This window comes from Bradyrhizobium sp. CCGUVB4N, assembly GCF_024199945.1.
In the GTDB taxonomy this organism is placed as follows: Bacteria; Pseudomonadota; Alphaproteobacteria; order Rhizobiales; family Xanthobacteraceae; genus Bradyrhizobium.
In genome coordinates, this window is the sequence record NZ_JANADP010000001.1 from 5427726 (window position 1) to 5454029 (window position 26304).

The 26304-nt window shown below is 63.5% G+C and carries 26 protein-coding genes and 2 tRNA genes; 10 read left to right on the top strand and 18 right to left on the bottom strand.

What is annotated here, in order from left to right; all coding sequences use genetic code 11:
* The first annotated feature begins 66 nt into the window (after window positions 1-66).
* Window positions 67-143, top strand: a tRNA-Val gene (locus NLM31_RS24980).
* A gap of 142 nt (window positions 144-285) precedes the next feature.
* Here NLM31_RS24980 and NLM31_RS24985 read toward each other — a convergent pair.
* The 7 genes from NLM31_RS24985 to NLM31_RS25015 form a co-directional block, all read right to left on the bottom strand.
* The gene (locus tag NLM31_RS24985) at window positions 286-690 is read right to left on the bottom strand and encodes a GFA family protein (RefSeq protein WP_254194000.1); all 405 of its coding nucleotides are present in this window, start codon (window positions 688-690) and stop codon (window positions 286-288) included.
* Between the two features lie 23 nt (window positions 691-713).
* Window positions 714-1172 carry a hypothetical protein gene (locus NLM31_RS24990; RefSeq protein WP_254194001.1) on the bottom strand — a complete coding sequence of 153 codons (459 nt, stop codon included), beginning with the start codon at window positions 1170-1172 and terminating at the stop codon, window positions 714-716.
* Between the two features lie 89 nt (window positions 1173-1261).
* Window positions 1262-3685: an endopeptidase La gene (gene lon, locus NLM31_RS24995; protein ID WP_254131890.1), complete on the bottom strand. Its 2424-nt coding sequence runs from the start codon at window positions 3683-3685 to the stop codon at window positions 1262-1264.
* 325 nt (window positions 3686-4010) lie between these two features.
* Window positions 4011-5282, bottom strand: coding sequence for an ATP-dependent Clp protease ATP-binding subunit ClpX (gene clpX / locus NLM31_RS25000; protein WP_018320118.1), 1272 nt, complete (start codon window positions 5280-5282; stop codon window positions 4011-4013).
* A 449-nt stretch (window positions 5283-5731) separates the two neighbouring features.
* Complete coding sequence (locus NLM31_RS25005; protein ID WP_254120080.1) at window positions 5732-6367, bottom strand: ATP-dependent Clp protease proteolytic subunit; 636 nt, start codon at window positions 6365-6367, stop codon at window positions 5732-5734.
* A gap of 281 nt (window positions 6368-6648) precedes the next feature.
* Window positions 6649-8007 carry a trigger factor gene (tig, locus tag NLM31_RS25010; protein WP_254131891.1) on the bottom strand — a complete coding sequence of 453 codons (1359 nt, stop codon included), beginning with the start codon at window positions 8005-8007 and terminating at the stop codon, window positions 6649-6651.
* 180 nt (window positions 8008-8187) lie between these two features.
* Window positions 8188-8272, bottom strand: a tRNA-Leu gene (locus NLM31_RS25015).
* Window positions 8273-8427: 155 nt separating this feature from the next.
* Here NLM31_RS25015 and NLM31_RS25020 point away from each other — a divergent pair.
* The gene (locus tag NLM31_RS25020; protein ID WP_254196259.1) at window positions 8428-9744 is read left to right on the top strand and encodes a multicopper oxidase family protein; all 1317 of its coding nucleotides are present in this window, start codon (window positions 8428-8430) and stop codon (window positions 9742-9744) included.
* A 1-nt stretch (window position 9745) separates the two neighbouring features.
* On the opposite strand, the gene NLM31_RS25025 is transcribed toward NLM31_RS25020, so the two are convergent.
* On the bottom strand, window positions 9746-10183 hold the full coding sequence (locus tag NLM31_RS25025) for a GNAT family N-acetyltransferase (protein ID WP_254194002.1): 438 nt from the start codon (window positions 10181-10183) through the stop codon (window positions 9746-9748).
* On the bottom strand, window positions 10183-11682 hold the full coding sequence (locus NLM31_RS25030) for an NAD(P)H-hydrate dehydratase (RefSeq protein WP_254194003.1): 1500 nt from the start codon (window positions 11680-11682) through the stop codon (window positions 10183-10185). The genes NLM31_RS25025 and NLM31_RS25030 overlap by 1 nt, the downstream gene beginning before the upstream one ends.
* Window positions 11683-12061: 379 nt before the next feature.
* Here NLM31_RS25030 and NLM31_RS25035 point away from each other — a divergent pair, with 379 nt between their 5' ends.
* The gene (locus NLM31_RS25035) at window positions 12062-12400 is read left to right on the top strand and encodes a P-II family nitrogen regulator (RefSeq protein ID WP_007603495.1); all 339 of its coding nucleotides are present in this window, start codon (window positions 12062-12064) and stop codon (window positions 12398-12400) included.
* A 150-nt stretch (window positions 12401-12550) separates the two neighbouring features.
* Window positions 12551-13960, top strand: coding sequence for a type I glutamate--ammonia ligase (glnA, locus tag NLM31_RS25040; RefSeq protein WP_092228756.1), 1410 nt, complete (start codon window positions 12551-12553; stop codon window positions 13958-13960).
* A gap of 300 nt (window positions 13961-14260) precedes the next feature.
* Here the strand turns inward: glnA and NLM31_RS25045 are convergent, their stop codons facing one another.
* Entirely contained in the window at window positions 14261-14872 is a 612-nt protein-coding gene (locus NLM31_RS25045) for a hypothetical protein (RefSeq protein WP_254194004.1), read from the bottom strand.
* A gap of 100 nt (window positions 14873-14972) precedes the next feature.
* The gene (locus NLM31_RS25050; RefSeq protein WP_254131897.1) at window positions 14973-15746 is read right to left on the bottom strand and encodes a gamma-glutamyl-gamma-aminobutyrate hydrolase family protein; all 774 of its coding nucleotides are present in this window, start codon (window positions 15744-15746) and stop codon (window positions 14973-14975) included.
* Window positions 15747-16024: 278 nt separating this feature from the next.
* Between NLM31_RS25050 and NLM31_RS25055 the strand changes: the two genes are divergently transcribed.
* Window positions 16025-17164 carry an AI-2E family transporter gene (locus NLM31_RS25055; protein WP_254194005.1) on the top strand — a complete coding sequence of 380 codons (1140 nt, stop codon included), beginning with the start codon at window positions 16025-16027 and terminating at the stop codon, window positions 17162-17164.
* Window positions 17165-17171: 7 nt separating this feature from the next.
* On the opposite strand, the gene NLM31_RS25060 is transcribed toward NLM31_RS25055, so the two are convergent.
* The 6 genes from NLM31_RS25060 to NLM31_RS25085 form a co-directional block, all read right to left on the bottom strand.
* Entirely contained in the window at window positions 17172-17468 is a 297-nt protein-coding gene (locus tag NLM31_RS25060; RefSeq protein ID WP_035673823.1) for an antibiotic biosynthesis monooxygenase, read from the bottom strand.
* Window positions 17469-17568: 100 nt separating this feature from the next.
* Window positions 17569-17805 carry a hypothetical protein gene (locus NLM31_RS25065; protein ID WP_254131899.1) on the bottom strand — a complete coding sequence of 79 codons (237 nt, stop codon included), beginning with the start codon at window positions 17803-17805 and terminating at the stop codon, window positions 17569-17571.
* A gap of 57 nt (window positions 17806-17862) precedes the next feature.
* Window positions 17863-19083, bottom strand: coding sequence for a GGDEF domain-containing protein (locus NLM31_RS25070; protein WP_254194006.1), 1221 nt, complete (start codon window positions 19081-19083; stop codon window positions 17863-17865).
* Window positions 19084-19312: 229 nt separating this feature from the next.
* Complete coding sequence (gene rpsI / locus NLM31_RS25075; RefSeq protein ID WP_254131901.1) at window positions 19313-19792, bottom strand: 30S ribosomal protein S9; 480 nt, start codon at window positions 19790-19792, stop codon at window positions 19313-19315.
* A gap of 2 nt (window positions 19793-19794) precedes the next feature.
* On the bottom strand, window positions 19795-20259 hold the full coding sequence (rplM, locus tag NLM31_RS25080) for a 50S ribosomal protein L13 (RefSeq protein ID WP_008137961.1): 465 nt from the start codon (window positions 20257-20259) through the stop codon (window positions 19795-19797).
* A gap of 158 nt (window positions 20260-20417) precedes the next feature.
* A complete protein-coding gene (locus NLM31_RS25085) occupies window positions 20418-20846 on the bottom strand; it encodes a PaaI family thioesterase (protein ID WP_254131902.1) in 429 nt (142 codons plus the stop codon).
* Between the two features lie 86 nt (window positions 20847-20932).
* Here NLM31_RS25085 and NLM31_RS25090 point away from each other — a divergent pair, with 86 nt between their 5' ends.
* The 5 genes from NLM31_RS25090 (at window position 20933) to NLM31_RS25110 (ending at window position 25109) form a co-directional block, all read left to right on the top strand.
* Window positions 20933-21757, top strand: a complete 825-nt coding sequence (locus tag NLM31_RS25090; RefSeq protein WP_254194007.1) for an enoyl-CoA hydratase — start codon at window positions 20933-20935, stop codon at window positions 21755-21757.
* 19 nt (window positions 21758-21776) lie between these two features.
* Window positions 21777-22361 carry a CoA-binding protein gene (locus NLM31_RS25095; RefSeq protein ID WP_254131904.1) on the top strand — a complete coding sequence of 195 codons (585 nt, stop codon included), beginning with the start codon at window positions 21777-21779 and terminating at the stop codon, window positions 22359-22361.
* Between the two features lie 127 nt (window positions 22362-22488).
* Window positions 22489-23766, top strand: coding sequence for an O-acetylhomoserine aminocarboxypropyltransferase (locus NLM31_RS25100; protein WP_254131905.1), 1278 nt, complete (start codon window positions 22489-22491; stop codon window positions 23764-23766).
* 137 nt (window positions 23767-23903) lie between these two features.
* Window positions 23904-24656, top strand: a complete 753-nt coding sequence (locus NLM31_RS25105) for a class I SAM-dependent methyltransferase (RefSeq protein ID WP_254194008.1) — start codon at window positions 23904-23906, stop codon at window positions 24654-24656.
* Between the two features lie 108 nt (window positions 24657-24764).
* The gene (locus tag NLM31_RS25110; protein ID WP_254194009.1) at window positions 24765-25109 is read left to right on the top strand and encodes a hypothetical protein; all 345 of its coding nucleotides are present in this window, start codon (window positions 24765-24767) and stop codon (window positions 25107-25109) included.
* 22 nt (window positions 25110-25131) lie between these two features.
* On the opposite strand, the gene NLM31_RS25115 is transcribed toward NLM31_RS25110, so the two are convergent.
* On the bottom strand, window positions 25132-26214 hold the full coding sequence (locus tag NLM31_RS25115) for a COX15/CtaA family protein (RefSeq protein ID WP_254194010.1): 1083 nt from the start codon (window positions 26212-26214) through the stop codon (window positions 25132-25134).
* Window positions 26215-26304: the final 90 nt, after the last annotated feature.

A 26304-nucleotide genomic window follows, 5' to 3' on the forward strand; every position in this document is an offset into this window, starting at 1 on the left:
GACCGCGGTTTGGCATGCGGCGACCTCTTGCTCCGACACCCACGGGGGCGCTAAAGAGGCGCCGTGGGGCGGTTAGCTCAGCTGGTTAGAGCATCTCGTTTACACCGAGAGGGTCCGCGGTTCGAATCCGTGACCGCCCACCAGCCTTCGCTCGCTTCGCGAGCTTCGGCTCGGCAAGCCAGCCATTGACCTTATTGGCGCGAAGCGAGCGAAGGCTGCCGCGCCGAAGCCCAACGGGCGAAGGCGGGCTTTGAGCGGCAAGCTACGGCTTGGCAAGCCCGCCCCTCAATCTTCCGGCCGGCCCGGCAGCAGCGGCACCGCATCGATCCAGACCGCGGCCGACTGGCACCAGATCTGCCTGACGGGCCGCAATTTGTCGCGCTGGCGGATAGATCCCCAGCGGATGCCCCAATCGTCGGCCTGGTCGCCCTCGCCGCTGGTGAACAGCGGGGAACCGCAATCGGCACAGAAGTGCTGGAAGCGCATCCGGCCGTTGTCGCCGCGCTTGCCGTAGACCTTCGGCGCGCCGGCGGTGAGCCTGACGTCGGCGGCGGTGCAGATCGCGGTCACCCGGAATGGCGACCCCGTCAGGGTCTGGCAGTCGCGGCAATGACAAACCGAGACCGCCTCGGGGTCGACCTCGGCCTCGAAGGTGATCTGCCCGCAATGACAGTGACCGTCGACCTGCATCGCACTCCCCCCGCTAGCCGCCGCTATCCTATGACGTTCGCCGCAGGGAAGCGATTTCGAAGATCGTCGAGGATGCTAGCCCGGCTGGTGGTAACCTCTATGAACGTATCGTCGTGCGCGATCACCTCGATCAAGGAGCCTTCGATCCGCGGTCCCGGCTCCCCCTCAGCGGAAACTTCTTCGTGCAAGACAACCGGATCGCTTGAGAGAGAAAATCCTGCAAACAGTCCGAAGTCGAGTTGGTAGAAGCTAAGGCTCCCAAGCAGTTCGAGCACCCGACACGTGTTTCCGATTGGAAGAGCCACGGGGCCCGCATACGGCGCAAGGGGTCCGAGGGCAGGCTCGAAATCGCCCGCATACCAGAGCAGATCACGCCCTTCAGGGTACCCGGCTATCAGCCGGAACATGGCAATGAGTTGTGCGACGGTGCAAGAGTGTTGATCGCCGTCGATATCCGAGCCGCTCAATTGAATTGTAGCCACAGCGGTTCCCAACGGTTGCCAACGCGGCGCGCCCCAAAACAAAAACGGCGCCCGAAGGCGCCGTTTTATCATCTTTTCGAATTGCGATCTCAGTGCGCGGTCAGGCCGCCGGCGGCTTCGTCGCCATCGGGCTTCACCGTCACCTTGGTGTCCTCTTCCCAGACGATCGGCACGGGCTTCTTCACCAGTGCCTTGGCGATGACGTCGTCGAGACGGGAGACCGGGATGATCTCCATGCCGCCCTTGATCGCATCGGAAATCTCCGTGAGATCCTTGGCGTTGTCCTCGGGGATCAGCACCGTCTTGATGCCGCCGCGGGCCGCGGCCAACAGCTTCTCCTTCAGACCGCCGATCGGCAGCACGCGGCCGCGCAGCGTGATCTCGCCGGTCATCGCGACATCGTGGCGGACCGGAATGCCGGTCATGACCGAGATGATCGCGGTGGCCATCGCCACGCCCGCCGACGGACCGTCCTTCGGCGTCGCGCCTTCCGGCACGTGCACGTGGATGTCGCGCCGGTCGAACAGCGGCGGCTCGATGCCGTAGGTGATCGCACGGGAGCGGACGTAGGACGCCGCCGCCGAGATCGATTCCTTCATGACGTCGCGCAGGTTGCCCGTGACCGTCATCTTGCCCTTGCCGGGCATCATGACGCCTTCGATGGTCAGCAGCTCGCCGCCGACATCGGTCCAGGCAAGGCCGGTGACGATACCGACCTGCGGCTCGCTCTCGATCTCGCCGAAGCGGTACTTCGGCACGCCGAGCAACTCTTCCAGAGTCTTCTCGGTGACCTTGACCGACTTCTTCTTGGAGATCATCAGCTCCTTCACCGCCTTGCGGGCGAGCGTGGAGAGCTCACGCTCCAGGTTACGCACACCCGCTTCGCGGGTGTAGCGGCGGATCAGAAGCAGCAGCGCGTCGTCGTCGATCGAGAACTCCTTGGAGTCCAGGCCATGCTTGGACACCGCGGTCGGGATCAGATGCTTGCGCGCGATCTCGACCTTCTCGTTCTCGGTGTAACCCGCGATCCGGATGATCTCCATGCGGTCCATCAGCGGGCCGGGAATATTGAGCGTATTCGCGGTCGTGATGAACATGACGTTCGACAGATCGTAGTCGACCTCCAGATAGTGGTCGGCGAAGGTCCCGTTCTGCTCAGGGTCGAGGACCTCGAGCAAGGCCGAGGACGGATCGCCGCGGAAATCGGCGCCCATCTTGTCGATCTCGTCCAGCAGGAACAGCGGATTGGACGACTTCGCCTTCCGCATCGACTGGATGATCTTGCCGGGCATCGAGCCGATATAGGTGCGGCGGTGACCGCGGATCTCGGCCTCGTCACGCACGCCGCCGAGCGACACGCGCACGAACTCGCGGCCGGTCGCCTTCGCGATCGACTTGCCGAGCGAGGTCTTGCCGACGCCGGGAGGTCCGACGAGACACAGGATCGGCCCCGTCAGCTTGTTGGCGCGCGACTGCACCGCGAGATACTCGACGATACGTTCCTTGACCTTCTCGAGCCCGTAGTGATCGGAGTCCAGAATGGCCTGCGCCGATTCCAGATCCTTCTTCACCTTGGACTTCTTGTTCCACGGGATCGACAGCAGCCAATCCAGATAGTTGCGCACGACGGTCGCTTCCGCGGACATCGGCGACATCTGGCGCAGCTTCTTCAATTCATGCTGCGCCTTCTCGCGCGCTTCCTTGGAGAGCTTGGTCTTGGAGATCTTCTCTTCGAGATCGGCGAGCTCGTCGCGACCATCGTCGTCGCCGAGTTCCTTCTGGATCGCCTTCATCTGCTCGTTGAGATAATACTCGCGCTGGGTCTTCTCCATTTGTCGTTTGACCCGAGAACGAATCCGCTTCTCGACCTGCAGCACCGAGATTTCACTCTCCATCAGGCCCAGCACCTTCTCCAGGCGCGTCGTGACGGACAGCGTCTCCAGGATGCCCTGGCGATCCGCGATCTTGACAGCAAGATGAGAAGCAACGGTGTCGGCGAGCTTGGCGAAGTCGGTGATCGCCTGCACGACACCGACGACCTCTGCCGAGATCTTCTTGTTGAGCTTCACATAGCTCTCGAAGTCGGACACGACCGAACGCGCCAAGGCTTCCGCCTCGACCGACTTCGCATCGGTGTCGGCGAGCGCCACGGCAGTGGCTTCGTAATAGTCGGCGCGATCGGTGTACTTCTGCACGCGCGCACGCTCGAGCCCTTCGACCAGCACCTTCACGGTGCCGTCGGGAAGCTTCAAGAGCTGCAGCACGCTTGCGAGCGTACCGGTCTCGTAAATGGCATCGGGCGCCGGATCATCATCAGACGCATTCTTCTGCGTCGCGAGCATGATCAGCGCGTCGTTCTTCATCACCTCTTCGAGCGCGCGGATCGACTTCTCGCGACCGACGAAGAGCGGAACGATCATGTGCGGGAAGACGACGATATCGCGCAGCGGCAACACGGGATAAGCGTGCGTCTCACCATGGACGATGGTTGGCCGGGGTTTTGGATTAGTCATGGCCTTTTCCTTTTGCTTTGCCCCCTCGCACGCAGCCCGCTTCTCTCATGCGCAACCGCCACAAGGTGCCGAGGTGATCCACAAAACCAGCCTACCATTTGAAGGTTGGACCGGGCTTGCCGGATCGGAACTGAGGCGAATCTTGAACAGAATTCTCGCTCGCCGCCGACATTAGGTGGCTATCGACCCGGGGGGTGTCAAGTCATTGAAAAACACGCGCCATCAGGCGCTTACGCACTTGGGTAAGCGACGCAACGCCGGCTGCGGAGGACATGTCCGCAGCCGCTACTATGAATGACGACAGGAGCGTTCCAGCGCCGCAAAATCAGGCGCTGGCGTTCTCGACGGCACGATCGGACCGATCGGCGTAGATGTAGAGCGGACGCGCCGTACCTTCCACGACTTCGCGGGAAATCACGACTTCTTCCACACCTTCCAGGCCCGGCAGGTCGAACATCGTCTCGAGCAGGATCGCTTCGAGGATCGAACGCAGACCACGCGCGCCGGTCTTGCGCTCGATCGCCTTGCGGGCAACCGCGCCAAGCGCCTCGTCGGCGAAGGTCAGCTCGATGTTCTCCATCTCGAACAGCCGCTGGTACTGTTTCACCAGCGCGTTCTTCGGCTCGGTCAGGATCTTCTTCAGCGAGGTCTCGTCCAGATCCTCGAGCGTCGCCACGACCGGCAGACGGCCGACGAACTCGGGGATGAGGCCGTACTTCAGGAGATCCTCAGGCTCGACGTGACGGAAGATCTCGCCGGTGCGGCGGTCTTCCGGCGCCATCACCTGGGCGGCGAAACCGATCGAGGTCGACCGACCGCGCGCCGAGATGATCTTCTCGAGGCCGGCGAACGCACCGCCGCAGATGAACAGGATGTTGGTGGTATCCACCTGCAGGAATTCCTGCTGGGGATGCTTGCGGCCGCCCTGCGGCGGGACCGAAGCCACCGTGCCTTCCATGATCTTCAGCAGCGCCTGCTGCACGCCCTCACCCGACACGTCGCGCGTGATCGAGGGATTGTCGGACTTGCGGCTGATCTTGTCGATTTCGTCGATGTAGACGATGCCGCGCTGGGCGCGCTCGACATTGTAGTCGGCGGCCTGGAGCAGCTTCAGGATGATGTTCTCGACGTCCTCACCGACATAGCCGGCTTCGGTCAGCGTCGTCGCATCCGCCATCGTGAACGGCACGTCCAGGATGCGCGCGAGCGTCTGCGCGAGCAGCGTCTTGCCCGAACCGGTCGGACCGATCAGCAGGATGTTCGACTTCGCGAGCTCGACGTCGTTGTGCTTGGTCTGGTGGTTGAGGCGCTTGTAGTGGTTGTGCACCGCGACCGACAGGACCTTCTTCGCATGGCTCTGGCCGATGACGTAATCGTCGAGAACCTTGCAGATTTCCTTCGGCGTCGGAATCCCGTCGCGCGACTTGACCAGCGAGGATTTGTTTTCCTCGCGGATGATGTCCATGCAGAGCTCGACGCACTCGTCGCAAATGAAGACCGTGGGACCCGCGATCAGTTTGCGGACTTCGTGCTGGCTCTTGCCGCAGAACGAGCAATATAGCGTGTTCTTGGAGTCGCTCGTGCCGACCTTACTCATTCATGTCTCCGTCCGCGGTTCGATCCCGTCCGCTCGATCGTCCCATCCCGAAACGTTGGCGGGTAAGGGATTCAAATAGAGCAAATTCCGTACCAAAAAAGACCCTACGCGTTACATCCCGTGCGAATCACGGTCACTCGATTCTCCGCGATCATAGCCGATCAATCGTAGCCAACCATGCTGTCACCCGACTATCAAGAATTCGCTAATCGGGGGCTCGCTGGCTACCCGTGACAATACCGTGATTTCACGTCTTGGCACGGGCGAAGTGACCGAAATCACCCCAGCGTTGCTGGATTACCACGAAAAAACGAGCACGAAAGCGGAACTTTCTGCCTGCCGCAGGGCGCAAAACTGGATTTTGCGCCCGTGCCAACGCGTCCTTAACGTGAACGCGGTGCTGACGATCCCCGCTCACTCCGGGGATCGCTGTTGCGGTCCCGCGAGTGCTACGGGGTCTTCGCTGCTGCGGCCTCTTCGGCGCGCTTGTCGATGACCTTGTCGACCAGACCAAACTCCTTGGCGTCGTTGGCGGTCAGGAACTTGTCGCGTTCCAGCGCGTCTTCGATCGTCTTGTAGGTCTGGCCGGTGTGCTTCACGTAGATCTCGTTGAGCCGCTTCTTCAGGTTCAGGATTTCCTGAGCGTGCAGCATGATGTCGGTGGCCTGGCCCTGGAAGCCGCCGGAGGGCTGATGCACCATGATGCGCGCGTTCGGCAGCGAGAAGCGCATGTCCTTCTCGCCGGCGCAGAGCAGCAGCGAGCCCATCGAAGCCGCCTGGCCCGTGCACAGCGTCGAAACCGGCGGGCGGATGAACTGCATGGTGTCGTAGATCGCAAGGCCCGACGTCACCACGCCACCCGGCGAGTTGATGTACATCGAGATTTCCTTCTTCGGATTTTCCGCTTCGAGGAACAGGAGCTGCGCGACGATCAGCGTCGACATGCCGTCCTCGACCGGTCCGGTCACGAAGATGATGCGCTCTTTCAGCAGGCGCGAGAAAATGTCGTAGGCGCGCTCGCCACGGTTGGTCTGCTCGACCACCATGGGCACGAGGTTCATGTAGGTTTCAACCGGATCGCGCATGAGTCACCTAGGTTTTCGGAGGACGCCGCCACTCTTGCCGGAAGGCCGATGGACGTCCCGTGATGCAGGAAGTTGGTAGAACAGGAACGCTTGCAAGTAGAACGCTTGGGTACAGGGTGCACCGACAGATATAGCCCAATTCGCGCGAGACAAGTGCGGAACGAATTAAGGCTTAATCTACCGGGCACTTGAAGCTGATTCTCGCAAAAAGGCCCAGCCGGCCATCTGGCTAGCTGGGTCCCTTCGCAGATCATCCTTAATAGAAGACTGTCTCAACGCCTTCAGGCTGCAGTCTTTTCCTCGTCGTCCTTGTACAGATCCTCGCGCGAAACCTTCTTCTCGGTCACGTTGGCGAGCTCGAGGATGAAGTCGACGACCTTGTCCTCGTAGATCGGTGCACGAAGCTGGGCCAGCGCCTGGGCATTGCTGCGGTAATAGTCCCAGACTTCCTTCTCGCGGCCCGGCATCGAGCGCGCACGCTCGATCACGGCACGGCCGACCTCGTCGTCCGTCACGGTGATCTTGTTCTTCTCGCCGATCTCGGAGAGCACGAGACCGAGACGCACGCGGCGGTCGGCGATCTTGCGGTACTCCTCCTTGGCCTTGTCCTCGGTGGTATCCTCGTCGGCGAAGGTCTTGCCGGCGGAATCCATCTCGGCCTTGACCGAGTTCCACATCAGATTGAACTCCTCGTCGACGAGCGAGGGCGGCGCCTCGAAGCGATGCGCCTCGTCGAGACGGTCGAGCAGCGCGCGCTTGACGCGCTGGCGCGTCGCACCGGCGTATTCGGCAACCAGCCGCTCGCGCGCGGCTTCCTTGAGCTTGTCCAGCGACTCCAGGCCGAGCGTCTTGGCGAACTCGTCGTCGATGGTGAGATCCTGCGGCGCCTCGATCAGCGTCGCGGTGGTCTCGAACTCGGCCGGCTGGCCGGCCAGCTTCTCGCTCATGTAGTTCTTGGGGAACGACACCTTCAGCGTGCGCGTCTCGTTCGCGCCGATGCCGATCAGCTGCTCCTCGAAGCCCGGGATGAAGGTGTTGGATCCGATCGCGACCTGGATGCCCTCGCCGGTGCCGCCCTCGAAGGCCTCGCCGTTGATGGTGCCCTTGAAGTTGATGGTGACGCGGTCGCCGGAGGCGGCCTTGGCGCCCTCACCCTTGTCGGCATAGCCGCGGTTGGTGTCGGCGATGCGCTTGATCGCCTCGTCGACGTCCGAATCGGACACGTCAGCGACGGGCTTCTCGACCTGGAAGGTCTTGAAGTCGGCGAGCGCGATCGCGGGCACCACTTCGATTGCGACCGTGTAGGTCAGGTCGGACTTGCCCGACAGCAGCTCCTCGACCTCGGCCTGCTCGGTCGGCATGGTGATCTTCGGCTCGGTCGCGAGCTTGAAGCCGCGCTCGGAGAACAGCTGGGTGTTGGTGTCGCGGATGGTCTGGTCGATGGTCTCGGCCATCACCGAACGGCCATAGACCTTCTTGAGGTGGCCGACCGGCACCTTGCCGGGACGGAAGCCGTTGAGGCGAACCTTGTCCTTGAGGTCGACGAGCTTGGCACCAGCCTTGGCGTCGAGATCAGACGCGGGAACGCTGATCTTGAACTCGTGCTTCAAGCCTTCCGAGAGGGTTTCTGTGACCTGCATGGCGTTCAATCTTCTTCCCGTTCGGTCCCGGCACGCTTCCCGCGTCGGGACGCTGTCATTAATCGATCCGGCGCGAGGCAAACGCCTCAACACCGGTGGTTCATCGAGCCCGGCTCCATGCGGAAAAACGTCCGCGCGGAGCGAGGCCCCTCAGTAATCCGTGCAAACGCTGAAAGCGCTTGGTGCGGGCGGAGGGACTCGAACCCCCACAACTTTCGTCACTGGAACCTAAATCCAGCGCGTCTACCAGTTCCGCCACGCCCGCGTAAATTTGCATCAAGACCGGCCGCGATGCCGCGGGCGGCCGGGCTTATAGCATGTGCCCGATTGTTCGCAGCAAAAAAATGGCCTGTTGGAGGCACTCTCCAAGTAGGCACGATGGCTGGACTTATCCAGCGCGGCATGGTCCGGATCGCGCTTATGACACCGCGGATTTTTGACCTGAACCGGCGCGAGGTTTTGGCCGGAATTGGCACCTCCCTGGGGGCCTCGGCCGCCGGCCTGATGGCCGGCGGTGCCGGCCCGATTCCGACCGCCCAGGTCGCGCTTCAGGCGAGGCCGGCCACGCTGGCTCTGAGGCCGGGTCAGCCGGCTACACCGATCTGGGAGCTGGCCGCCGCAAGCCACATCGGGAATGTGCGTTTCAAGCGCGGCGACCGCTGCGAGGTGGTGTTTCGGAACGATCTGCCTGTGCCGCTTGCCCCAGCCTGGTACGGCCTCGATGGCACCCCCGTACCGGACCCGTTGGCGGGACGGGCACCCACTGCACCGGGCTCGACCGAAACATCAATTATTTCAATACCAAACGCGGGAACCTTGCTGGCCAACTTCCGTCTCTTTGAGGACCGCCTGAACCAGCCGGCACGCCCGCTCCCGATCATCGCCGCGGAGACGAGCCCCGTCGCCACCGACCGCGACGAGGTCCTGCTGATCGAGGAATGGCGCGTGAAGCCGGACGGCACCGCGCTTCCGCCGGGCCGGGATCCCAAGGACACGACCCCGCTCTACACGCTGAACGGACGCACTTCATTCGAACTCTCAGCCTCGGCCGGCGAACGGCTGCGGCTGCGCTTCATCAACGGCTCGCAACGCTCTGTTCTGGCAATCAAATTGGAAAGCCACGAGGTCCAGGTGATGGCGTTGGACGGTCAGCCGGCCGAGCCCTTCCCGGCCCGCAACGGCGCCCTGGTGCTCGCCCCCGGCGCGCGCGCCGATGCCTTTGTGGATGCGGCCACATCGGCCGCGTTGGTGCTGCACGACGGCAACGAGGCGCGCCCGATCGGGCGCCTCACCGTTTCCGGCAAACTGGAGCGGCGCACCCCGCTGCCCGCGCCGCAGCCGCTGCCTTCGAACGACCTTCCCGAAAAACTCGATCTGAGGGGCGCCCTGCGGTTCGATGTCGCGCTCGGCCCCGCCGACGCCGGCTGGGCCCGGACGGCCAATTTCTCCACTGCCTCGGCGCCTGCCTTCCGCGCCAAGACCGGCCGGACCGTCGTGCTGGCGGTGAAGAACTCCGGCCCTGCGACCAACGTCTTCCACCTGCACGGCCACCATTTCCGCCTGCTCGACCGGCTCGACGACGGCTGGAAGCCCTACTGGCTCGACACGCTCGCCATCGAGCCCGGCCAGACCCAGCGCGTCGCCTTCGCCGCGACCTCGCCGGGACGATGGCTGATCGAATCCGTCGTCACCGATTGGGCCGCGCCGCGGCTGGTGCGGTGGTATGGGGTGGAGTGAGCTAGGCGCGCCGCCAGGCGTAGCGGGCGTCCGGCTCCCGCTCCTCGTTACGCGCCCCGTCGGTCGCCTCGACCATCCTGAACCCGCGCGCCTCATAGAAGCGGCGCGCCGGAGCGTTGCGCTGGAAGGTCCAGAGCTCGAGCCGCTCGCTGGCGCCCTTGGCGATGTCGAGCAGTTCCGTGCCGATGCCGCGTCCATGGAAAGCGGGAAGCACGTAGAGCTGCTCGATCCAGCCGTCACGGAAGGCGATGATCCCGCTCAGCTCATCGCCGTCGAAGCGTCCCCACACGCGGCAAGTCGGAAGGATTCGCTCGCGATAGAACCAGTGATCCTCGTCGGGCGTATGCAGCCCGGTGAGCCACGGCATCGCCCGGTCAAACGCGGCCCGATGGACCCGCGCCGCCGCGCCCATGTCGGGGAGCGCGAGCGGCCGAAGCATCAGTATTCGATCCCGAGCGCGCTGTAGATCCGCCGATGCACGGCCGGCAGCGTCTCGGTGAGGTCTTCGGCGATCAGTCCGGGCCCCGCTTCGCTTGCCGCCTCGCCATGCATCCAGACGCCGATGCTGGCGGCCTCGAACGCCGGCACGCCCTGCGCCAGGAGACCCGCAATGATGCCGGCGAGCACGTCGCCAGCGCCGGCGGTGGCGAGCCAGGGCGGCGCGTTGGCGGCGATGGTGGCGCGGCCGTCGGGGGCGGCGATCGTGGTGTCGGGGCCCTTCAGGAGCACGACGGCGCCGGAGCGTTCCGCGGCAGCGCGCACCCGCTCGAGCTTCGAGCGACCCGGAGTCTTGTTGCTGAGGTCGGAGAACAACCGCGGAAACTCGCCCTCATGCGGCGTCAGCACCACCTCGGCCTCAGCCGCGGACTTGATCGATTCAAACAGCCGCTCGGGATTGGCGGCAAAGCTCGTCAACGCATCCGCATCGAGCACGACATGGCGCTGCGCCGAGATCGCGGTGTGCACCATGTCGCAGGTGCGCGCACCGACGCCGGCGCCGGGACCGATCATGCAGGTATTGTAGCGTTTGTCGGCGAGCAGCTCGCCGAACTCGACCACGGTGTCGACGGGACGCACCATCACGGCGGTCAGTGCGGCTGCATTGATCGCGAGCGCATCGCGCGGGGTCGCGAGCGTCACCAGGCCAGCGCCGGCCCGCAAGGCGCCGCGGGCGGCGAGCCGCGCAGCCCCGGTCGCGGCCGCATCGCCGGAGAGCGCCAGCACATGGCCACGCGCGTATTTATGGCCGTCGATGCGCGGTACCGGAAAGGCGGCGCCCCAGAAATCCGGATCGTTCTCGAAGAGCTGCGGCGCGATCTCGTCGAGCACCTGCGCGTCGATGCCGATGTCGGCGACGCGCACGCGGCCGCAATGCATGCGACCCGGCAGCAGCAAATGCGCGGGCTTCTTGCGAAAGAACGTGACGGTCTCGGCGGCATTCACCGCGACGCCCAGCACGGCCGCGCTGGTGCCGTTGATGCCGCTCGGCAGATCGACCGCCAGCACCGGCGCGCCATTGGCATTGATCGCCTCGATCATCGCGCGTGCCTCGCCCTCGACGGGACGGCTGAGGCCCGCGCCGAACAGCGCATCGATGATCAGCGCCGGCTTTCCGATCGCCTGCGGATTGAACGGCAGCACCGGCTGCTTCCAGCCGCGCGCGGCGGAGGCGGCGTCGCCCTGCAGCTGATCGCGCTCGCACATCAGGATGATGGAGACCTCGCGCCCCTGCGCGGCGAGCTCCGCGGCTGCGACAAAACCGTCACCGCCGTTGTTGCCGGGGCCGGCAACGATCAGGATTGGCCCCTCCTCCACCAATGCGTTGGCGGCCTCCGCGACCGTCTGGCCCGCACTCAGCATCAGCTTGAAGCCGGGCGTGCCGGCAGTGATGCTGAGTTGATCAGCGCGCTGCATTTCGGCGGTGGTTAGAACTTCCATGCCACTTCCCTGGTCTAAACGCCTTTTCAACAGGCACGTTTCATGCCGATCCGGGCAACGGAACAACGATCTGCACAGATATTGAACCGTTTGCCTATTTCGTAGTCTGCGGTATTTTGAGCCGGTCGGCTCCACCTATCAGAGATGCTCGTTAAAAGGCTGATAACGCTCCAATAATCAGGGCATTTGCAACTTGGCATAGACCCTGCTTTCGAGGAAGTCGCTTCGGCTCGTCGTGCTCACTGGCATTATCTGGGTGTGGCCGGCCGTTGTTGCCGGGCTGGTCAGGTCCCGGCATAGCGAAGACAAGATCGTGCGTTAAGAAAAGCGCATCCTGACGAAGACGTTGCTAATTGATCGAAAGGCCGGGAGGCGCGCAGTGAAGAAAATCGAAGCCATCATCAAGCCGTTCAAGCTCGACGAGGTGAAGGAAGCGCTTCAGGAAGTCGGCCTCCAGGGCATCACCGTGACCGAGGCCAAGGGCTTTGGCCGGCAGAAGGGCCACGCCGAACTCTACCGCGGCGCAGAATACATCGTCGACTTCCTGCCCAAGGTGAAGATCGAGATCGTGATCGGCGACGACCTGGTCGAGCGCGCGATCGACGCGATCCGCCGTGCCGCGCAAACCGGGCGCATCGGCGACGGCAAGATCTTCGTCTCCAATATCGAAGAGGCGATCCGCATCCGAACCGGCGAATCCGGGCTGGACGCTATCTGAGCCGGGTGCTATCCCGAATTTTGCGACACTCTGAAAGAAAAAAGGCTGCTTCGGCGGCCTGATTTCGTTTGTGCGGTTGCGCCAACTCGCCGAAAGCGAGAACGAATCTGCTCATCTGGAAACCGACCCGCAGAGCCAAAAGGGGTATGCATGAAGACCGCCAAAGACGTCCTGAAATCGATCAAGGACAACGACGTCAAGTACGTCGACCTGCGCTTCACCGATCCGCGCGGCAAGTGGCAGCACGTGACGTTCGACGTCAGCATGATCGATGAGGACATTTTCGCCGAAGGAACGATGTTCGACGGCTCCTCGATCGCCGGTTGGAAGGCGATCAACGAGTCCGATATGTGCCTGATGCCCGATCCGGTGACCGCGACGATCGATCCGTTCTTCGCCGAAACCACCATGGTCATCACCTGCGACGTGCTCGAGCCGACCACCGGCGAGCCCTACAACCGCGACCCCCGCGGCATCGCCAAGAAGGCCGAGGCCATGGTGAAGTCGATGGGCGTGGGCGACAGCGTGTTCGTCGGCCCCGAAGCCGAGTTCTTCGTGTTCGACGACGTCCGCTTCTCGTCGGGCCCCTACAACACCGGCTTCCGCGTCGACTCCTCGGAGCTGCCGACCAACTCCGACACCGAATATGAAGGCGGCAATCTCGGCCACCGCATCCGCACCAAGGGCGGCTACTTCCCCGTCCCGCCGCAGGACTCGGTGCAGGACATGCGCTCCGAAATGCTCGGCGCCATGGCCAAGATGGGCGTGAAGGTCGAGAAGCATCACCACGAAGTCGCTTCCGCCCAGCACGAACTCGGCATGAAGTTCGACACGCTGACGCTGATGGCCGACCACATGCAGATCTACAAGTACTGCATCCACCAGGTCGCCCACATCTACGGCAAGACCGCCACCTTCATGCCGAAGCCGGTCTATGGCGACAACGGCTCGGGCATGCACGTGCACCAGTCGATCTGGAAGGACGGCAAGCCGGTGTTCGCCGGCAACAAGTACGCCGACCTGTCGGAGACCTGCCTCCACTACATCGGTGGCATCATCAAGCACGCCAAGGCGATCAACGCCTTCACCAACCCGTCGACCAACTCCTACAAGCGTCTGGTCCCGGGCTATGAGGCGCCCGTGCTGCTCGCCTACTCCGCGCGCAACCGCTCGGCCTCCTGCCGCATCCCCTACACCGCTTCGCCGAAGGCCAAGCGCGTCGAGGTGCGTTTCCCCGATCCGCTCGCCAATCCCTATCTCGGCTTCGCCGCGATGCTGATGGCCGGCCTCGACGGCATCAAGAACAAGATCGATCCGGGTCCGGCGATGGACAAGGACCTCTACGACCTGCCGAAGGAAGAGCTGAAGCAGATCCCGACCGTGTGCGGTTCGCTCCGCGAGGCGCTGGAAAACCTCGACAAGGACCGCGGCTTCCTCAAGGCCGGCGGCGTGTTCGACGACGACTTCATCGACGCTTACATCGAGCTGAAGATGACCGAAGTCGCCCGCTTCGAAATGACCCCGCACCCGGTCGAGTTCGACATGTACTATTCGGGCTAAGCGGCTCGAAAGATCACGACAGAAAGGCGCCCCTCGGGGCGCCTTTCTTGTTTTGGCGCGTAGGATGGGTAGAGCCATTGCGAAACCCATCACGTCACAACACGCAAGCACGATGGGTTTCGCTACGCTCTACCCATCCTACGACGGCTGAAAACTTTCGTTCTGCATCTGACTCCACTTCGTTCTCAAAGAACGAATCGGAATCGAAAAAATCGGCGCCTACCAATTCTTGCTGATTGGTTTACTCCGTCGGAGATTTCGCAATGTGACGACCAACCGCAATCGCACGCGACGTCGGATTCACTTGTCCGGAAAATTCACCCCGATCTCCGTCACCACCGGCGCCCACTTCAACAGCGTCGCGTTGTCGGAGAGGACCTTCACGCCGTCGCCGAGCAGCGACTTGGGCGCGGCCGCATTCCTGTCGAAACGCACCGTCACCGTGCAGCCACCCTGCATCGGACGGCCGAGTGCGCCACCCTTCCAGTCAGTGACGAAGCCACCGTAATCCCACTCGAAGCCGGCCACCAGGAACGGCCTGCCGTTGACCTTCTGCACGTCGGAAAGACTCGATCCGATCGTGATGCCACTGACGTTCCATTTGCTCGTCCTGGCGGTGTCGTGCAGCATCAGGCCGGAAACGCGCTTCGATTTGTCTTCCGCGAAGGCGACTTCGAGCCGCTGGTCCTTTGCCTTCGGAAACAACACCAGCCCCTTGTAAGTCTCACCTTCCGCGCCCGACAGATCCTGCATCACCGCCTCCTTGCCGTAGCGTTGCATGAGGCTCTTGGCTGTGTCGTCCGGCGCGATCGGCGATGCACAGGTGACCGGGCCCTCGGTCGGCGCGGCGGTTTGAGCGATGGCGGGGAATGCGAGCAGGATCGAGACAGCAACGATCGATCGACAAATCATCGTGCGCAATTCCAGTTTGAAAAATTCAATTCAACAAAATAGCACGCGGCAGAGTGTCTGACTCTGCTGCGTTCGCGGTGCCTGCGGCCAAAAGATCGGCCTACGCCGCCGCCTTCTGCTTCGCCACCATCGCCTCGCCAAACGCCTCGAACAGCTTGCGGTTGATGGGATTGCGTTGCGGGTCGTATTCGGCGTGCCACTGCACACCGAGCGCGAAGGTCGGCGCTTCCGCGATGCGGATCGCCTCGATGGTGCCGTCCTCGGCGATGCCTTCGATCAGCACCCGCTTGCCGGGATCGAGGATGCCCTGCCCGTGCAGCGAATTGACCCGGATCTTCTCGCAGCCGAGCAGCTTTGCGAACGCACCGCCCGGCGTGAGGTCGACGTCGTGACGGTCGGCGAACACGACGGTCGGATCGGGATGGATCTCGCCATTCTCGAGCCGGGGCATGCGGTGGTTCATGCGGCCGGGAATCTCGCGGATCTCGGGGTGCAGCGAACCGCCGAAGGCGACGTTCATCTCCTGCAAGCCGCGACAGATGCCGAACAACGGAATGCCGCGGGCGACGCAGGCGATCGAGAGCGCCAGCGCGACCTCGTCGCGATGGATGTCGTAGGGCTCGTGCTTCTCGCAGGGATCGACGTTGAAGCGGGTCGGGTGCACGTTGGCGCGGGCCCCGGTGAGCACGATGCCGTCGACGGCGTCGAGCAGTGCGGCGATATCGGTGATGTCGGGCGACCCCGCGAACATCACCGGCAAGCCGCCGGAGACCTCGGCCACGGCGCGCAAATTGCGCTCACCGACCATCTGGACCTGAAATCGATTTTCGACGCGATGGGCGTTCCCGATCACACCGACGACCGGCTTTCTCATCTCCCGTTCCGACCTCCCGCGAAAAAGATTCTCCAAACATGCCCCTCGGATGGAACAAATTCAACAGAAGGGTTCGCGGGACGGCAATGCAATTTTTCGCGCAAATGCGCCCTTTCGGGGCACCCCGGCGGACCCAAGGCGTTGGCCCGGGGTCCGAGGGCGCTTCAATCCGGCGCATGGGCCCGGCTTGATCCCCGGCCGGATTTCACCAAAGAGTGCGTCGCAGCTACGCCGAAGTCTTGGCCACGCCGAATTGGCCACTCCGGAAAGGACAAGAAGTGACCGTCTCCAGAGATGACCAACCCGAAACCCGCTCCGATCTCGCCTGGGCGATCACAGTCGGCGGCATCGGGGTCGTGCTGTTCACGGCGATGCTGGTCTTCACCTGGTACTTTGCCGCCACCCTGCTCCTGATCTTCACCGGCATGCTGCTCGGCGTCGGCCTCAACGCGCTGACCAATGCGCTCGGTCGCCGCGTTCAGCTGCCGCATGCGGCGCGGCTCGCGATCGTCTGCATCGTGCTGGCGGCATTGCTCGCAGGCGTCGCCTATCTCGGCGGCGCAACCATCGCCGAGCAGGCCTCGGTGCTCAGCAACACCATCAAGTCGCAGATATCGCATGTCAGGTCGTTCCTGGAGAACCACGGCATCGACACCAGCGTCTTCGATCTCGGCAATGCCGGCTCCGCCGCCTCGTCCTCTGGTGACACGGCGCCGGCGCCTGCCGCGAACCAGACCTCACACGGCCCATTGCCGGGCGCGGGCGCACTTGCCTCCAGCGGCGGGGCGATCGTCAGCCAGACCTTCAAGCTGCTGTTCGGTGCGATCAGCGCCGTCGGCAACATCTTCATCGTGCTGTTCCTGGGATTGGCCTTCGCCGCGCAGCCCGGCGTCTATCACGACGGGCTGCTGTTTCTCGTCCCGGCCAGACATCGCATCCGCGCGACGCTCATCGTCGACCGCATCGGCGAGACGCTGGAGCGCTGGCTGATCGCGCAGATCATCGTGATGATCGCGGTTGGCGTGGTGACCTGGATCGGGCTTGCCATCATCGGCATCCCCGGCTCGTTCATCCTGGGAATCCAGGCCGGCCTGCTTGCGTTCATCCCGACCGTCGGCGCCATCATCGCCGGTGTCGTCGTGGTGCTGGCGAGCCTCGCCTCGGGCTGGATTCCGGCGCTGTCCGCGCTGATCCTGTTCCTCGGCGTCCACGCGATGGAAAGCTACGTGCTGACGCCGATCCTGCAGCGGCAGGCGCTGGACATCCCGCCGGCCACGCTGTTTGCGTTCCAGATCCTGCTCGGCGTCGTCTTCGGAATCTGGGGCCTGGCGCTGGCGCTGCCACTCGTCGCCATCGCCAAGGTCATGATCGACCATTTCAAGACGTATGAGGCGCCGCCTCTTGCAGAGGCGGCGTAGAGCAAGCTCAGGTCGTCAGCACGGTCTCGGTGTGCTCGACCTCCGGGGGCGAGGCAAAGTACTGACCGACCAGCCCGCGCCATTCCGTGAAATTCTCGGAGCCGCGGAAATCCACCGTGTGGTTCTCCAGCGTCGCCCATTTCACCATCAAGCGGTAGCGCTGCGGCTTCTCGATCGATTTGTGCAGCTCGAACCCGTGAAAGCCCTTGGAGCGGCCGAAGGCGGCCTTGGCCTTGGCGACAGCGGCCTCAAAATCCTTCTCGCTGCCCGGCTTGACGTCGATTTGCGCGATCTCGGTGATCATCGGTTTCCACCCTTTTTGTTTGGCGGCCGTGTCTACCGCAGCCGGGGCCAAAGAAAAAGGCGCCGAAACGGCGCCCTGCCCGGTCGAAAATGCGGCGCTCTCAGGCGAACAGCAGCGCGGTGCCGAGGACGATCAGCGTACAACCGATGAACAACGCGACCGGCCAATAGCCGCGGTCCTGCGTGTAGCGCCCCTGGGCACGGCGCTCGGCGATCAGCGCGGTCTCGTATTCGTCCGCGGTCGAGAACAGGCAGGCGAAGCCGCCGCGAGCCGACGCCGCAGCAGCTTCGAGCGACATCAGGGCAGCTTGCGGGTTCTGTCGACGGATCGATTCCATACCTGCAATGGTAGGAACCGAATGGTAAACAGGGGATTACCGCGCGACCCTTTCGCCTCAGGCCGTCGCCGCCTGTGTCTTGGGTGCACCGACCCGCGCGGCGCTCTGGCGGCGCCAGTTCTCCAGCGACAACGGCAGCTCCTCCGCAGCCTCGACGCGGTTACGGCCGCCGCGCTTGGCCTGGTAGAGCGCGGTGTCGGCCGAGGCCAGCAGCACCTCGAGCTCGGTGCCGGCGGGGCCGCCGGCCACGCCGATGCTGACGGTGGTGTCGACCGGGCCTTCATCGACCGCGATGCCGGACGTCTCGAATGCTTCGCGCACGCGCTCGGCGACCAGCACACCCTCCTCCAGCGCGCAAGGCAGCAGCGCTGCGAACTCCTCGCCGCCGATACGGCCCGACAGGTCCGAGATGCGGAGATTGTTGACGACCACGGTCGAGAACAGCTTCAGCATCTCGTCACCGGCAGGATGGCCGAAGCGGTCGTTGATCGACTTGAAGTGGTCGATGTCGAAGATCATCACGGTGACGGGCCGGCCCCCCTTGGCCTCGCGCTCGATCATGCGCGCGCAGGCTTCCGAGAAGCCACGGCGGTTGAGCATGCCGGTCAACGGATCGGTCGACGCAGCGGTGCGGTGCGCAGTCACCGTGCGCTCGGACACCAGCATGAAGATCACGAACACGGTGCCGACGGCATAGAGCACGAGCTCGACCGCGAACACGGTGACCCAGACGCTGTGGGAGAAGCCGGCATCGTTCGGACGCAGGAAGCTGCCGAGCAGGATGGGCAGCATCAGCACGCAGCCGTGCATCACCGGCACGACGAAAGCCGGCCAGCGCCGTTGCAGGCTCTTGCGCCGCTCGACCCAGAGCTCGCTCGCGGTCAGCGCCGCATAGACGGAGACGATACCGGCGCCGATGATCATGCGCAGCATCGACGCCGCGGGATCGAGCAGCGTCACCGTCGCGATCCAGGCGAGCGCGCCGAGCACGAGACCGGGCCAGTTCGGCTTGCGGCCGTGGAAGACGCGCGCCGCATTCCACACCATGCCGCAAGCGACGAAGCCCACCGCATTGAGTGCGAGATAAAGGTGCGGGCCGAGCTTGTCGCCGGTCGCAGTCCACAGCGCGACGGAGGCCGCGCCGAGCAGATAGGCGGTGCCCCACCATTTCAGCGCGGGGCTGTTCTCCTGTCTGCCGAAAAACACCATCATGGCGCCGAGCAGTGCGGCGACCATCGTGGCGACCAAATAGAGCGTGATGCTATCGAGCGACATCATGTCGGCCCCCTCTTGAACATAGCAGTTACGCGATCGGCACATCCGATTTGCGCGCCCTTCCAGATGCGACGCTATGTCCCGCGAGTTCCAATCAGGTTTTCATCGGGGCCCAAGTTTTCGGGAAAGTCGTCTTCAATTTGCGTACAAACGAACAACAAAAAGGGCGCTGAAATCAGCGCCCTTTTGCCTATCATTGAAGCCGCTTTCGCAGCGAATGTGACCGAAGCGATTAACGCTTCGAGAACTGGAAGGACCGGCGGGCCTTGGCCTTGCCGTACTTCTTACGCTCGACCACACGCGAGTCGCGGGTGAGGAAGCCGCCCTTCTTGAGCACGCTGCGCAGCTCGGGCTCGAAATAGGTGAGCGCCTTGGAGATGCCGTGACGAACGGCACCGGCCTGACCGGACAGACCGCCGCCGGCGACGGTGCAGACGACGTCGTACTGGCCGGAACGCGCGGCCACGGAGAACGGCTGCTCGATCATCATGCGCAGCACGGGACGAGCGAAATAGACCTCGACCTCGCGCGAGTTGACCGTGACCTTGCCGGCGCCCGGCTTGATCCAGACGCGGGCGACGGCGTCCTTGCGCTTGCCGGTGGCATAGGCGCGGTTGAACTTGTCGACCTTCTTCTCGTGCTTGGGCGCATCGGGCGCCGCCGCGGTCTTGAGCTGCGAGAGCTGGTCGAGCGACTGAATGGATTCGGCCATGATTATGCGGCCCTCGTGTTCTTGCGGTTCAACTTGGCGATGTCGATCTTCTCAGGCGTCTGGGCCTCGTGCGGATGATCAGCGCCGCCATAGACGCGGAGGTTGCCCATCTGGACGCGGCCGAGCGGACCACGGGGGATCATGCGCTCGACGGCCTTCTCGAGCACGCGCTCGGGATGCTTGCCTTCAAGGATCTGGCGCGCGGTGCGCTCCTTGACGTGGCCGACATAGCCGGTGTGCTTGTAGTAGGTCTTCTGCTCGCGCTTGCGGCCGGTGAGGACAGCATGCTGGGCGTTGATGATGATGACGTTGTCGCCGCAATCAACGTGCGGGGTGTAGGTCGGGAGGTGCTTGCCGCGCAGACGCATGGCAACGATGGTGGCGAGACGGCCGACGACCAGACCCTTGGCGTCGATCAGCACCCACTTCTTCGTCACCTCGGCCGGCTTTGCCGAAAAGGTTTTCATGTCAGAGTTTCCGTGGACGGGGAATAGCGGCGCGAACACCGCACCGGACTGGGCGGGTTTCTAGAGAAGAGACATGCAACGGTCAATGCCCGTCAGCGTAAATTACATCAATAAAATCAGTTATTTAAAAATATGGTGTTATATTACCCGCAAAAAGCTCAAACGTTTGGAATGGAATAGGTCGATGTGACATGGGCGATCGGATCGGGCGACGTCCCCGAGAGGAGCTTGACCTCCCCGACCGCGAGGCGCTTGCCAAGCTTAAGCAGCCGAGCCTCCGCCAGCACGTCCTGTCCCGGCTGCCCCTTGCGCAGGAAGTTAATGTTCAGATTGGTGGTCACCGCGAGCCCGATCGGTCCGATCGCCGACAGCAGCACCACGTACATGGCGAAATCAGCCAGAGCCATCAGCGTGGGGCCGGACACGGTTCCACCCGGCCGCAGCATCCGCTCGCTGTAGCTCTGGCGCAAAAGGCAGGTCTGGCCGTCCGCGCTCTCGATCGTGATGTCGTCGCCGCCGAACGCTTGGGGAAACTCGGCACGGAGAAACTGCTCGACCTCCGCCACGCTCATTTTCGCTAACGCCATTCTGTTCCCCACCCTCGCTTCACGTGACCTGTTACATTAGGTTATCTGCATCATCCAATTGCAATAATCCAACCGGAAACGCCTTGATGTCCACCCAGGCCGCCCGCGCCCCCTCCCCGCAACCGCCAATTCTGCTGCGCGAAATGGTCGGCCCCATCGCGGTGCTGACCCTCAACCGGCCGGCCGCGCGCAACAGCCTGTCGCGCGCGATGATCGCAAGCCTGCATTCCGCGCTCGATGACATCCGCAACGACAAGTCCATCCGCGGCGTCGTGCTCGCGGCCAACGGTCCCGCCTTCTCGGCCGGTCACGACCTGAAGGAGCTGACCACGCGCCGCACCGACCCCGATCGCGGCCGCGCCTTCTTCGCCGAGACCATGAATGCCTGCAGCGCGGTGATGCAGGCGATCGTGCACCTGCCGAAGCCGGTGGTCGCTTCCGTCCAGGGCATCGCGACCGCGGCCGGCTGCCAGCTCGTGGCGAGCTGCGACCTTGCGATCGCCTCGGACGCGGCGAGCTTCGCCACCCCCGGCATCGACATCGGCCTGTTCTGCTCGACGCCGATGGTGGCGTTGTCGCGCAACGTGCCGCGCAAGCAGGCAATGGAGATGCTGCTCACCGGCGAGCCGGTCCCGGCTGTGCGGGCCCGCGAGATCGGCCTCGTCAATCGCGTGGTCGCAGCCGGTACCGAGCGTGACGCCGCGATCGCGCTGGCGCAACAGGTCGCGCTGAAGTCGGCCTACACCGTCAAGCTCGGCAAGGAGGCGTTCTACCGCCAGGCCGAGATGAGCCTTGCGGATGCCTATCGCTATGCGGCAGAGGTGATGACCGAGAACATGATGGCCCGCGACGCCGAGGAAGGCATCGGCGCCTTCATCGAGAAGCGCACGCCGTCATGGCGGGATGAGTGACAACAAGAAAAGACGCCAGATGAACCACGACGCCTATCCCGACAATTACATCCGCAGCATCCTCAACAGCGTGAAGTCGATCGCGATGGTCGGCGCCTCGCCGGTCAATGTGCGGCCGAGCTATTTCGCGTTCAAATATCTGGCGCAGCGTGGCTACGACATGATCCCGGTCAATCCCGGTCATGTCGGCAAGGAGCTGCTAGGAAAGCCCTTCGTCGCCTCGCTCCGCGACATCGGACGTCCCATCGACATGATCGACATCTTCCGCAATTCCAGCCACATCATGCCCGTCGTCGACGAAGCCCTCACGCTCGATCCGCTGCCGAAAGTGATCTGGATGCAGCTTGGCGCGCGTGACGATGCAGCGGCGGAAAAGGCCGAGGCCGCGGGCATCAAGGTCGTGATGAACCGCTGCCCCAAGATCGAATATGGCCGGCTGTCGTCCGAGATTTCCTGGATGGGCGTCAATTCGCGCACGCTCAGCTCCAAACGCCCGCCGGCGCCGACGCAGGGCATGCGTCTATCCCTCAATCGGATGAGTGTCGGCGGTGGCGACACCGCAGCCTCCGATCGCGCCGCGAAGAACAAGACCGAACAAAGCTGACGCAATACATTTCCATTGCACGAACGTGACAATGCGTAGCGCCGTCGTGTGAAGCGGCAGCTTGACGGCAGCCGCGACGCCGATCAGCATGCCGCGCGATTTCAGACCACAAGAACAGGACGCCCCAATGAGCGATCGCCTTCCGGGATTTTCGACCCTCGCCGTGCATGCCGGTGCACAGCCCGATCCGACCACCGGTGCGCGCGCGACTCCGATCTATCAGACGACGTCGTTCGTCTTCAACGATGCCGACCACGCCGCCTCGCTGTTCGGCCTGCAGGCATTCGGCAACATCTATACCCGCATCGGAAATCCCACCAACGCGGTACTGGAAGAGCGCGTGGCCGCGCTCGAGGGCGGCACTGCCGCGCTTGCCGTGGCCTCGGGGCATGCCGCACAGGTCGTGGTGCTGCAGCAATTGCTCCAGCCCGGCGACGAATTCATCGCCGCGCGAAAACTCTATGGCGGCTCGATCAACCAGTTCGCGCATGCGTTCAAGAGTTTTGGCTGGAACGTGGTGTGGGCCGATCCCGATGACATCGCCAGCTTCGAGCGCGCGGTGACGCCGCGCACGAAGGCGATCTTCATCGAGTCCATCGCCAATCCCGCCGGCAGCATCACCGATATCGAAGCGATCTCGACGGTGGCGCGCAAGGCCGGCGTGCCCTTGATCGTCGACAACACACTGGCTTCGCCCTACCTGATCCGCCCGATCGACCACGGCGCCGACATCGTCGTGCACTCACTGACGAAGTTTCTGGGCGGCCACGGCAATTCGCTCGGCGGCATCATCGTCGATGCCGGCACGTTCGATTGGTCGACCGGCGGCAAATATCCGATGCTGTCGGAGCCGCGGCCGGAATATCACGGCATCCGTCTCCAGGAGACGTTTGGCAATTTCGCCTTCGCCATCGCCTGCCGCGTTCTGGGCCTGCGCGACCTCGGGCCTGCGCTGTCGCCGTTCAATGCCTTCATGATCCTCACCGGCATCGAGACGCTGCCGCTGCGCATGCAGAAGCACTGCGACAACGCCAAGGCGGTCGCCGAATTCCTCGCCGGCCACCCGGCGGTGTCCTCTGTGAACTATGCCGGTCTTGCCAGCGACAAGTACAACCAGCTCGCGCGCAAATATGCGCCGAAGGGCGCAGGCGCCGTGTTCACCTTCAGCCTGAAGGGCGGCTACGACGCCGGCGTCAGCCTGGTGTCGAAGCTGCAGCTGTTCTCGCATCTGGCCAATGTCGGCGACACCCGCTCGCTGGTCATCCACCCGGCCTCGACCACGCACAGCCAGCTCGACGACGCCGCCAAGGTCAAGTCCGGCGCCGGCCCGGACGTGGTCCGGCTCTCGATCGGCATCGAGGACAAGGAAGATCTGATCGCAGACCTGGAGCAGGCGCTGGCGTAGCCAGCTCCAAACCATCCATCCGCACCGGGATCTGGCGCTGGCCTTGGCGAAGGCTCCGCGCCAGCTTCCGCCGCTATCGTCGTTCAACGCGCCTCGGACTCACCGAGCGTCATGATCGCGACTGCACAAGGATGGCCATGAATATCGCCGTGCCGGACATCGGAACGCTTTTCCCAATTCCCTCGCAAACAAGCGCTCACGATAAAAGGTTCTTGTTGCAGACCATCGCTCTCGCCAAGAGAGTTTTGGGGTCGTTTTCTTACGTCGAGATCGGCTCCTATCTCGGCGGCAGCCTGACCCCGTTTCTGCTGGATCCCACCTGCAAGGCGGTGCTTTCAATTGATGAACGCGGGCGGCAACAGCCGGACGAGAGGGGCGCCAAATACGACTATTCCGGTATCACGCACCAGACCATGATCGACAATCTGGTGTCTCGTGGCGTTCCGACGTCCAAGCTGACGACGTTCGACGGCTCGGTCGATTCGGTCCAGGGGGCGGAACACAGCTTCGATATCGCCTTCATCGACGGCGAGCACACCGACATCGCCTGCTTCAGGGACTTCCTGTGGACGCTTCCACTGGTGAAGAGCGACGCCATCGTGCTGTTTCACGACAGCACGCTGGTCTACAAGGCGCTCCGCATGATCGGCCTGTACATGAAGAAGTCGGGACAGAAGCATGTGTTCGCGAAGAACAATGACTCCGACGTCACGGCCCTCTTCCTCGGAAAATTCGCCGAGATCGATTTCGCCAGAGAGTTCGGTCAAGCCGCGAACTGGGATGAGTTTTTCGACAAGTCGGAAACAGAGGTCATCCAGCACGTTCTGAAGAACAGGGTGAGCATTCAATTCGACGCGGTCGTCACCCCCGTCAGGACGTTCCCTGCCTGATCAGGGAGTGCGTGAAAGCGCGCCCCTGAATGGTCGGCGGTTAACAGTCATTAACCATATCTGTCGCATAGATCGTCTTTGGATCGCCCTGTTGATTCGGAGCCGACAATGCTGCGCTGGATGGTGCCTGCCCTGGCAGTGATGCTGACGGTTTCAGCCGCTGTTGCCGCCGACCTGCCTGCCAATCCGAAGCGGCGGGCCGTCGCTCCGCCGCAGGAGCCGCCAAAGGTCTATGTCGAGACCGATCCGGATGCACTGATATCGCCGGCCTACGGCATCGGCAGCTACATCCGCAACCTGCCGGGCACGCCGTTGCTGCCGGGCTCGCATACACTGCCGGGCTACTACGGCCGCCCCTGGGACTACGACTATCAGGGCGCCTATTACGGCGGGAAGCAGGTCGATTATTTTTGGCGCCTGCCCTATTCGTGCGGCATCTACGGTTATTGCTGATCATCAGCCGGGCTGATGGCAATCAGCCGGGCTGACCGACCGGAATGACGCGCGACTGCACCTCGGCCGATTGCTTCGAAGCGAGCCGTTCCGCCTGCATCACCGCAAGCGTGAGCACCACGATCGCGACCGCCTGATGCGAGAGCGCGAGATCGATCGGCACCTGGTTGAGCAGCGTGAGGATGCCGAGCACCGCCTGCACGCTCACGGCCGCGAACAGCCAGAGCGCACCGCTCGCCGCCGAGCCCGCGCGGGAACGCACCGCGTCAAACGCATGCAGCGCCGCCAGCGTGAACAACAGGTAAGCCGTCATGCGGTGCTCGAACTGCACCGTCAGCACATTGTCGAACATGTTGCGCCACCAGGGCGTCTCGAACCACAGCCGTTCCCCAGACGGAATGAAGGCGCCGTCGATCTGCGGCCAGGTGTTGTAGGCGCGTCCGGCGCGCAGGCCGGCGACCAGCGCACCGAAATAGATCTGGATGAAGGTCACGATCACCAGTACCGCGCTCGTAAACCGCAGCCGCATGGAAACAGCAATCTGCGGCCGATCGGCGAGCCGCCGCACCGTCCAGACGATGCCGGCAAAGATCAGCAGCGCCAGCACCAGATGCGTCGCCAGCCGATATTGCGACACCTCGACCCGCTCGGACAGCCCTGACGCCACCATCCACCAGCCGACGGCGCCCTGGAGACCGCCCAGCGCGAACAGCAGCCACAGCCGCCGCTTCAACTCGCCGGGCAGACCGCCGCGCCACAGGAAGAACAGGAACGGCAGCAGATAGGCGACGCCGATGAAGCGGCCGAGCAGCCGGTGGCTCCATTCCCACCAGAAGATCTGCTTGAACTCGGACAGCGACATCCCGGCATTGAGTTCGCGATATTGCGGGATCTTCTTGTAGGCCTCGAAGGCGTCGGTCCATTGCGCCTCCGACAGCGGCGGAACGCTGCCGGTGACGGGCTTCCACTCGACGATCGAGAGACCGGATTCCGTCAGCCGCGTCGCGCCGCCGACCAGCACCATCAGCGCGATCAGGGCGGCCACGGAGACCAGCCACCAGCGCACGGCGCGATGCGGGTTGGGCGGGGCGGAAATCGTCGTCATTTCAGGGGTTAAAACCAAAGCTTGAACCGGACTGCGTGCCCCTTATAGTCCCCCGCTCCCGCAGCGCAAGTTACGCGAAAGCCGCAAGTC

Excerpts from the sequence above, each read along its gene's own strand:
- clpX (WP_018320118.1), bottom strand. The coding sequence starts at position 5,282 with ATGAGTAAGGTCGGCACGAGCGACTCCAAGAACACGCTATATTGCTCG.
- tig (WP_254131891.1), bottom strand. The coding sequence starts at position 8,007 with ATGCAGGTCACAGAAACCCTCTCGGAAGGCTTGAAGCACGAGTTCAAG.
- NLM31_RS25005 (WP_254120080.1), bottom strand. The coding sequence starts at position 6,367 with ATGCGCGATCCGGTTGAAACCTACATGAACCTCGTGCCCATGGTGGTC.
- NLM31_RS25050 (WP_254131897.1), bottom strand. The coding sequence starts at position 15,746 with ATGAGAAAGCCGGTCGTCGGTGTGATCGGGAACGCCCATCGCGTCGAA.
- NLM31_RS25030 (WP_254194003.1), bottom strand. The coding sequence starts at position 11,682 with ATGGAAGTTCTAACCACCGCCGAAATGCAGCGCGCTGATCAACTCAGC.
- NLM31_RS25100 (WP_254131905.1), top strand. The coding sequence starts at position 22,489 with ATGAGCGATCGCCTTCCGGGATTTTCGACCCTCGCCGTGCATGCCGGT.
- NLM31_RS24985 (WP_254194000.1), bottom strand. The coding sequence starts at position 690 with ATGCAGGTCGACGGTCACTGTCATTGCGGGCAGATCACCTTCGAGGCC.
- NLM31_RS25045 (WP_254194004.1), bottom strand. The coding sequence starts at position 14,872 with ATGATTTGTCGATCGATCGTTGCTGTCTCGATCCTGCTCGCATTCCCC.
- NLM31_RS25110 (WP_254194009.1), top strand. The coding sequence starts at position 24,765 with ATGCTGCGCTGGATGGTGCCTGCCCTGGCAGTGATGCTGACGGTTTCA.
- rpsI (WP_254131901.1), bottom strand. The coding sequence starts at position 19,792 with ATGGCCGAATCCATTCAGTCGCTCGACCAGCTCTCGCAGCTCAAGACC.
- glnA (WP_092228756.1), top strand. The coding sequence starts at position 12,551 with ATGAAGACCGCCAAAGACGTCCTGAAATCGATCAAGGACAACGACGTC.
- NLM31_RS25090 (WP_254194007.1), top strand. The coding sequence starts at position 20,933 with ATGTCCACCCAGGCCGCCCGCGCCCCCTCCCCGCAACCGCCAATTCTG.
- NLM31_RS25060 (WP_035673823.1), bottom strand. The coding sequence starts at position 17,468 with ATGATCACCGAGATCGCGCAAATCGACGTCAAGCCGGGCAGCGAGAAG.
- NLM31_RS25095 (WP_254131904.1), top strand. The coding sequence starts at position 21,777 with ATGAACCACGACGCCTATCCCGACAATTACATCCGCAGCATCCTCAAC.
- NLM31_RS25070 (WP_254194006.1), bottom strand. The coding sequence starts at position 19,083 with ATGATGTCGCTCGATAGCATCACGCTCTATTTGGTCGCCACGATGGTC.
- NLM31_RS25105 (WP_254194008.1), top strand. The coding sequence starts at position 23,904 with ATGAATATCGCCGTGCCGGACATCGGAACGCTTTTCCCAATTCCCTCG.
- lon (WP_254131890.1), bottom strand. The coding sequence starts at position 3,685 with ATGACTAATCCAAAACCCCGGCCAACCATCGTCCATGGTGAGACGCAC.
- NLM31_RS25025 (WP_254194002.1), bottom strand. The coding sequence starts at position 10,183 with ATGCTTCGGCCGCTCGCGCTCCCCGACATGGGCGCGGCGGCGCGGGTC.
- NLM31_RS25085 (WP_254131902.1), bottom strand. The coding sequence starts at position 20,846 with ATGGCGTTAGCGAAAATGAGCGTGGCGGAGGTCGAGCAGTTTCTCCGT.
- NLM31_RS25065 (WP_254131899.1), bottom strand. The coding sequence starts at position 17,805 with ATGGAATCGATCCGTCGACAGAACCCGCAAGCTGCCCTGATGTCGCTC.
- rplM (WP_008137961.1), bottom strand. The coding sequence starts at position 20,259 with ATGAAAACCTTTTCGGCAAAGCCGGCCGAGGTGACGAAGAAGTGGGTG.
- NLM31_RS25115 (WP_254194010.1), bottom strand. The coding sequence starts at position 26,214 with ATGACGACGATTTCCGCCCCGCCCAACCCGCATCGCGCCGTGCGCTGG.
- NLM31_RS25020 (WP_254196259.1), top strand. The coding sequence starts at position 8,428 with ATGACACCGCGGATTTTTGACCTGAACCGGCGCGAGGTTTTGGCCGGA.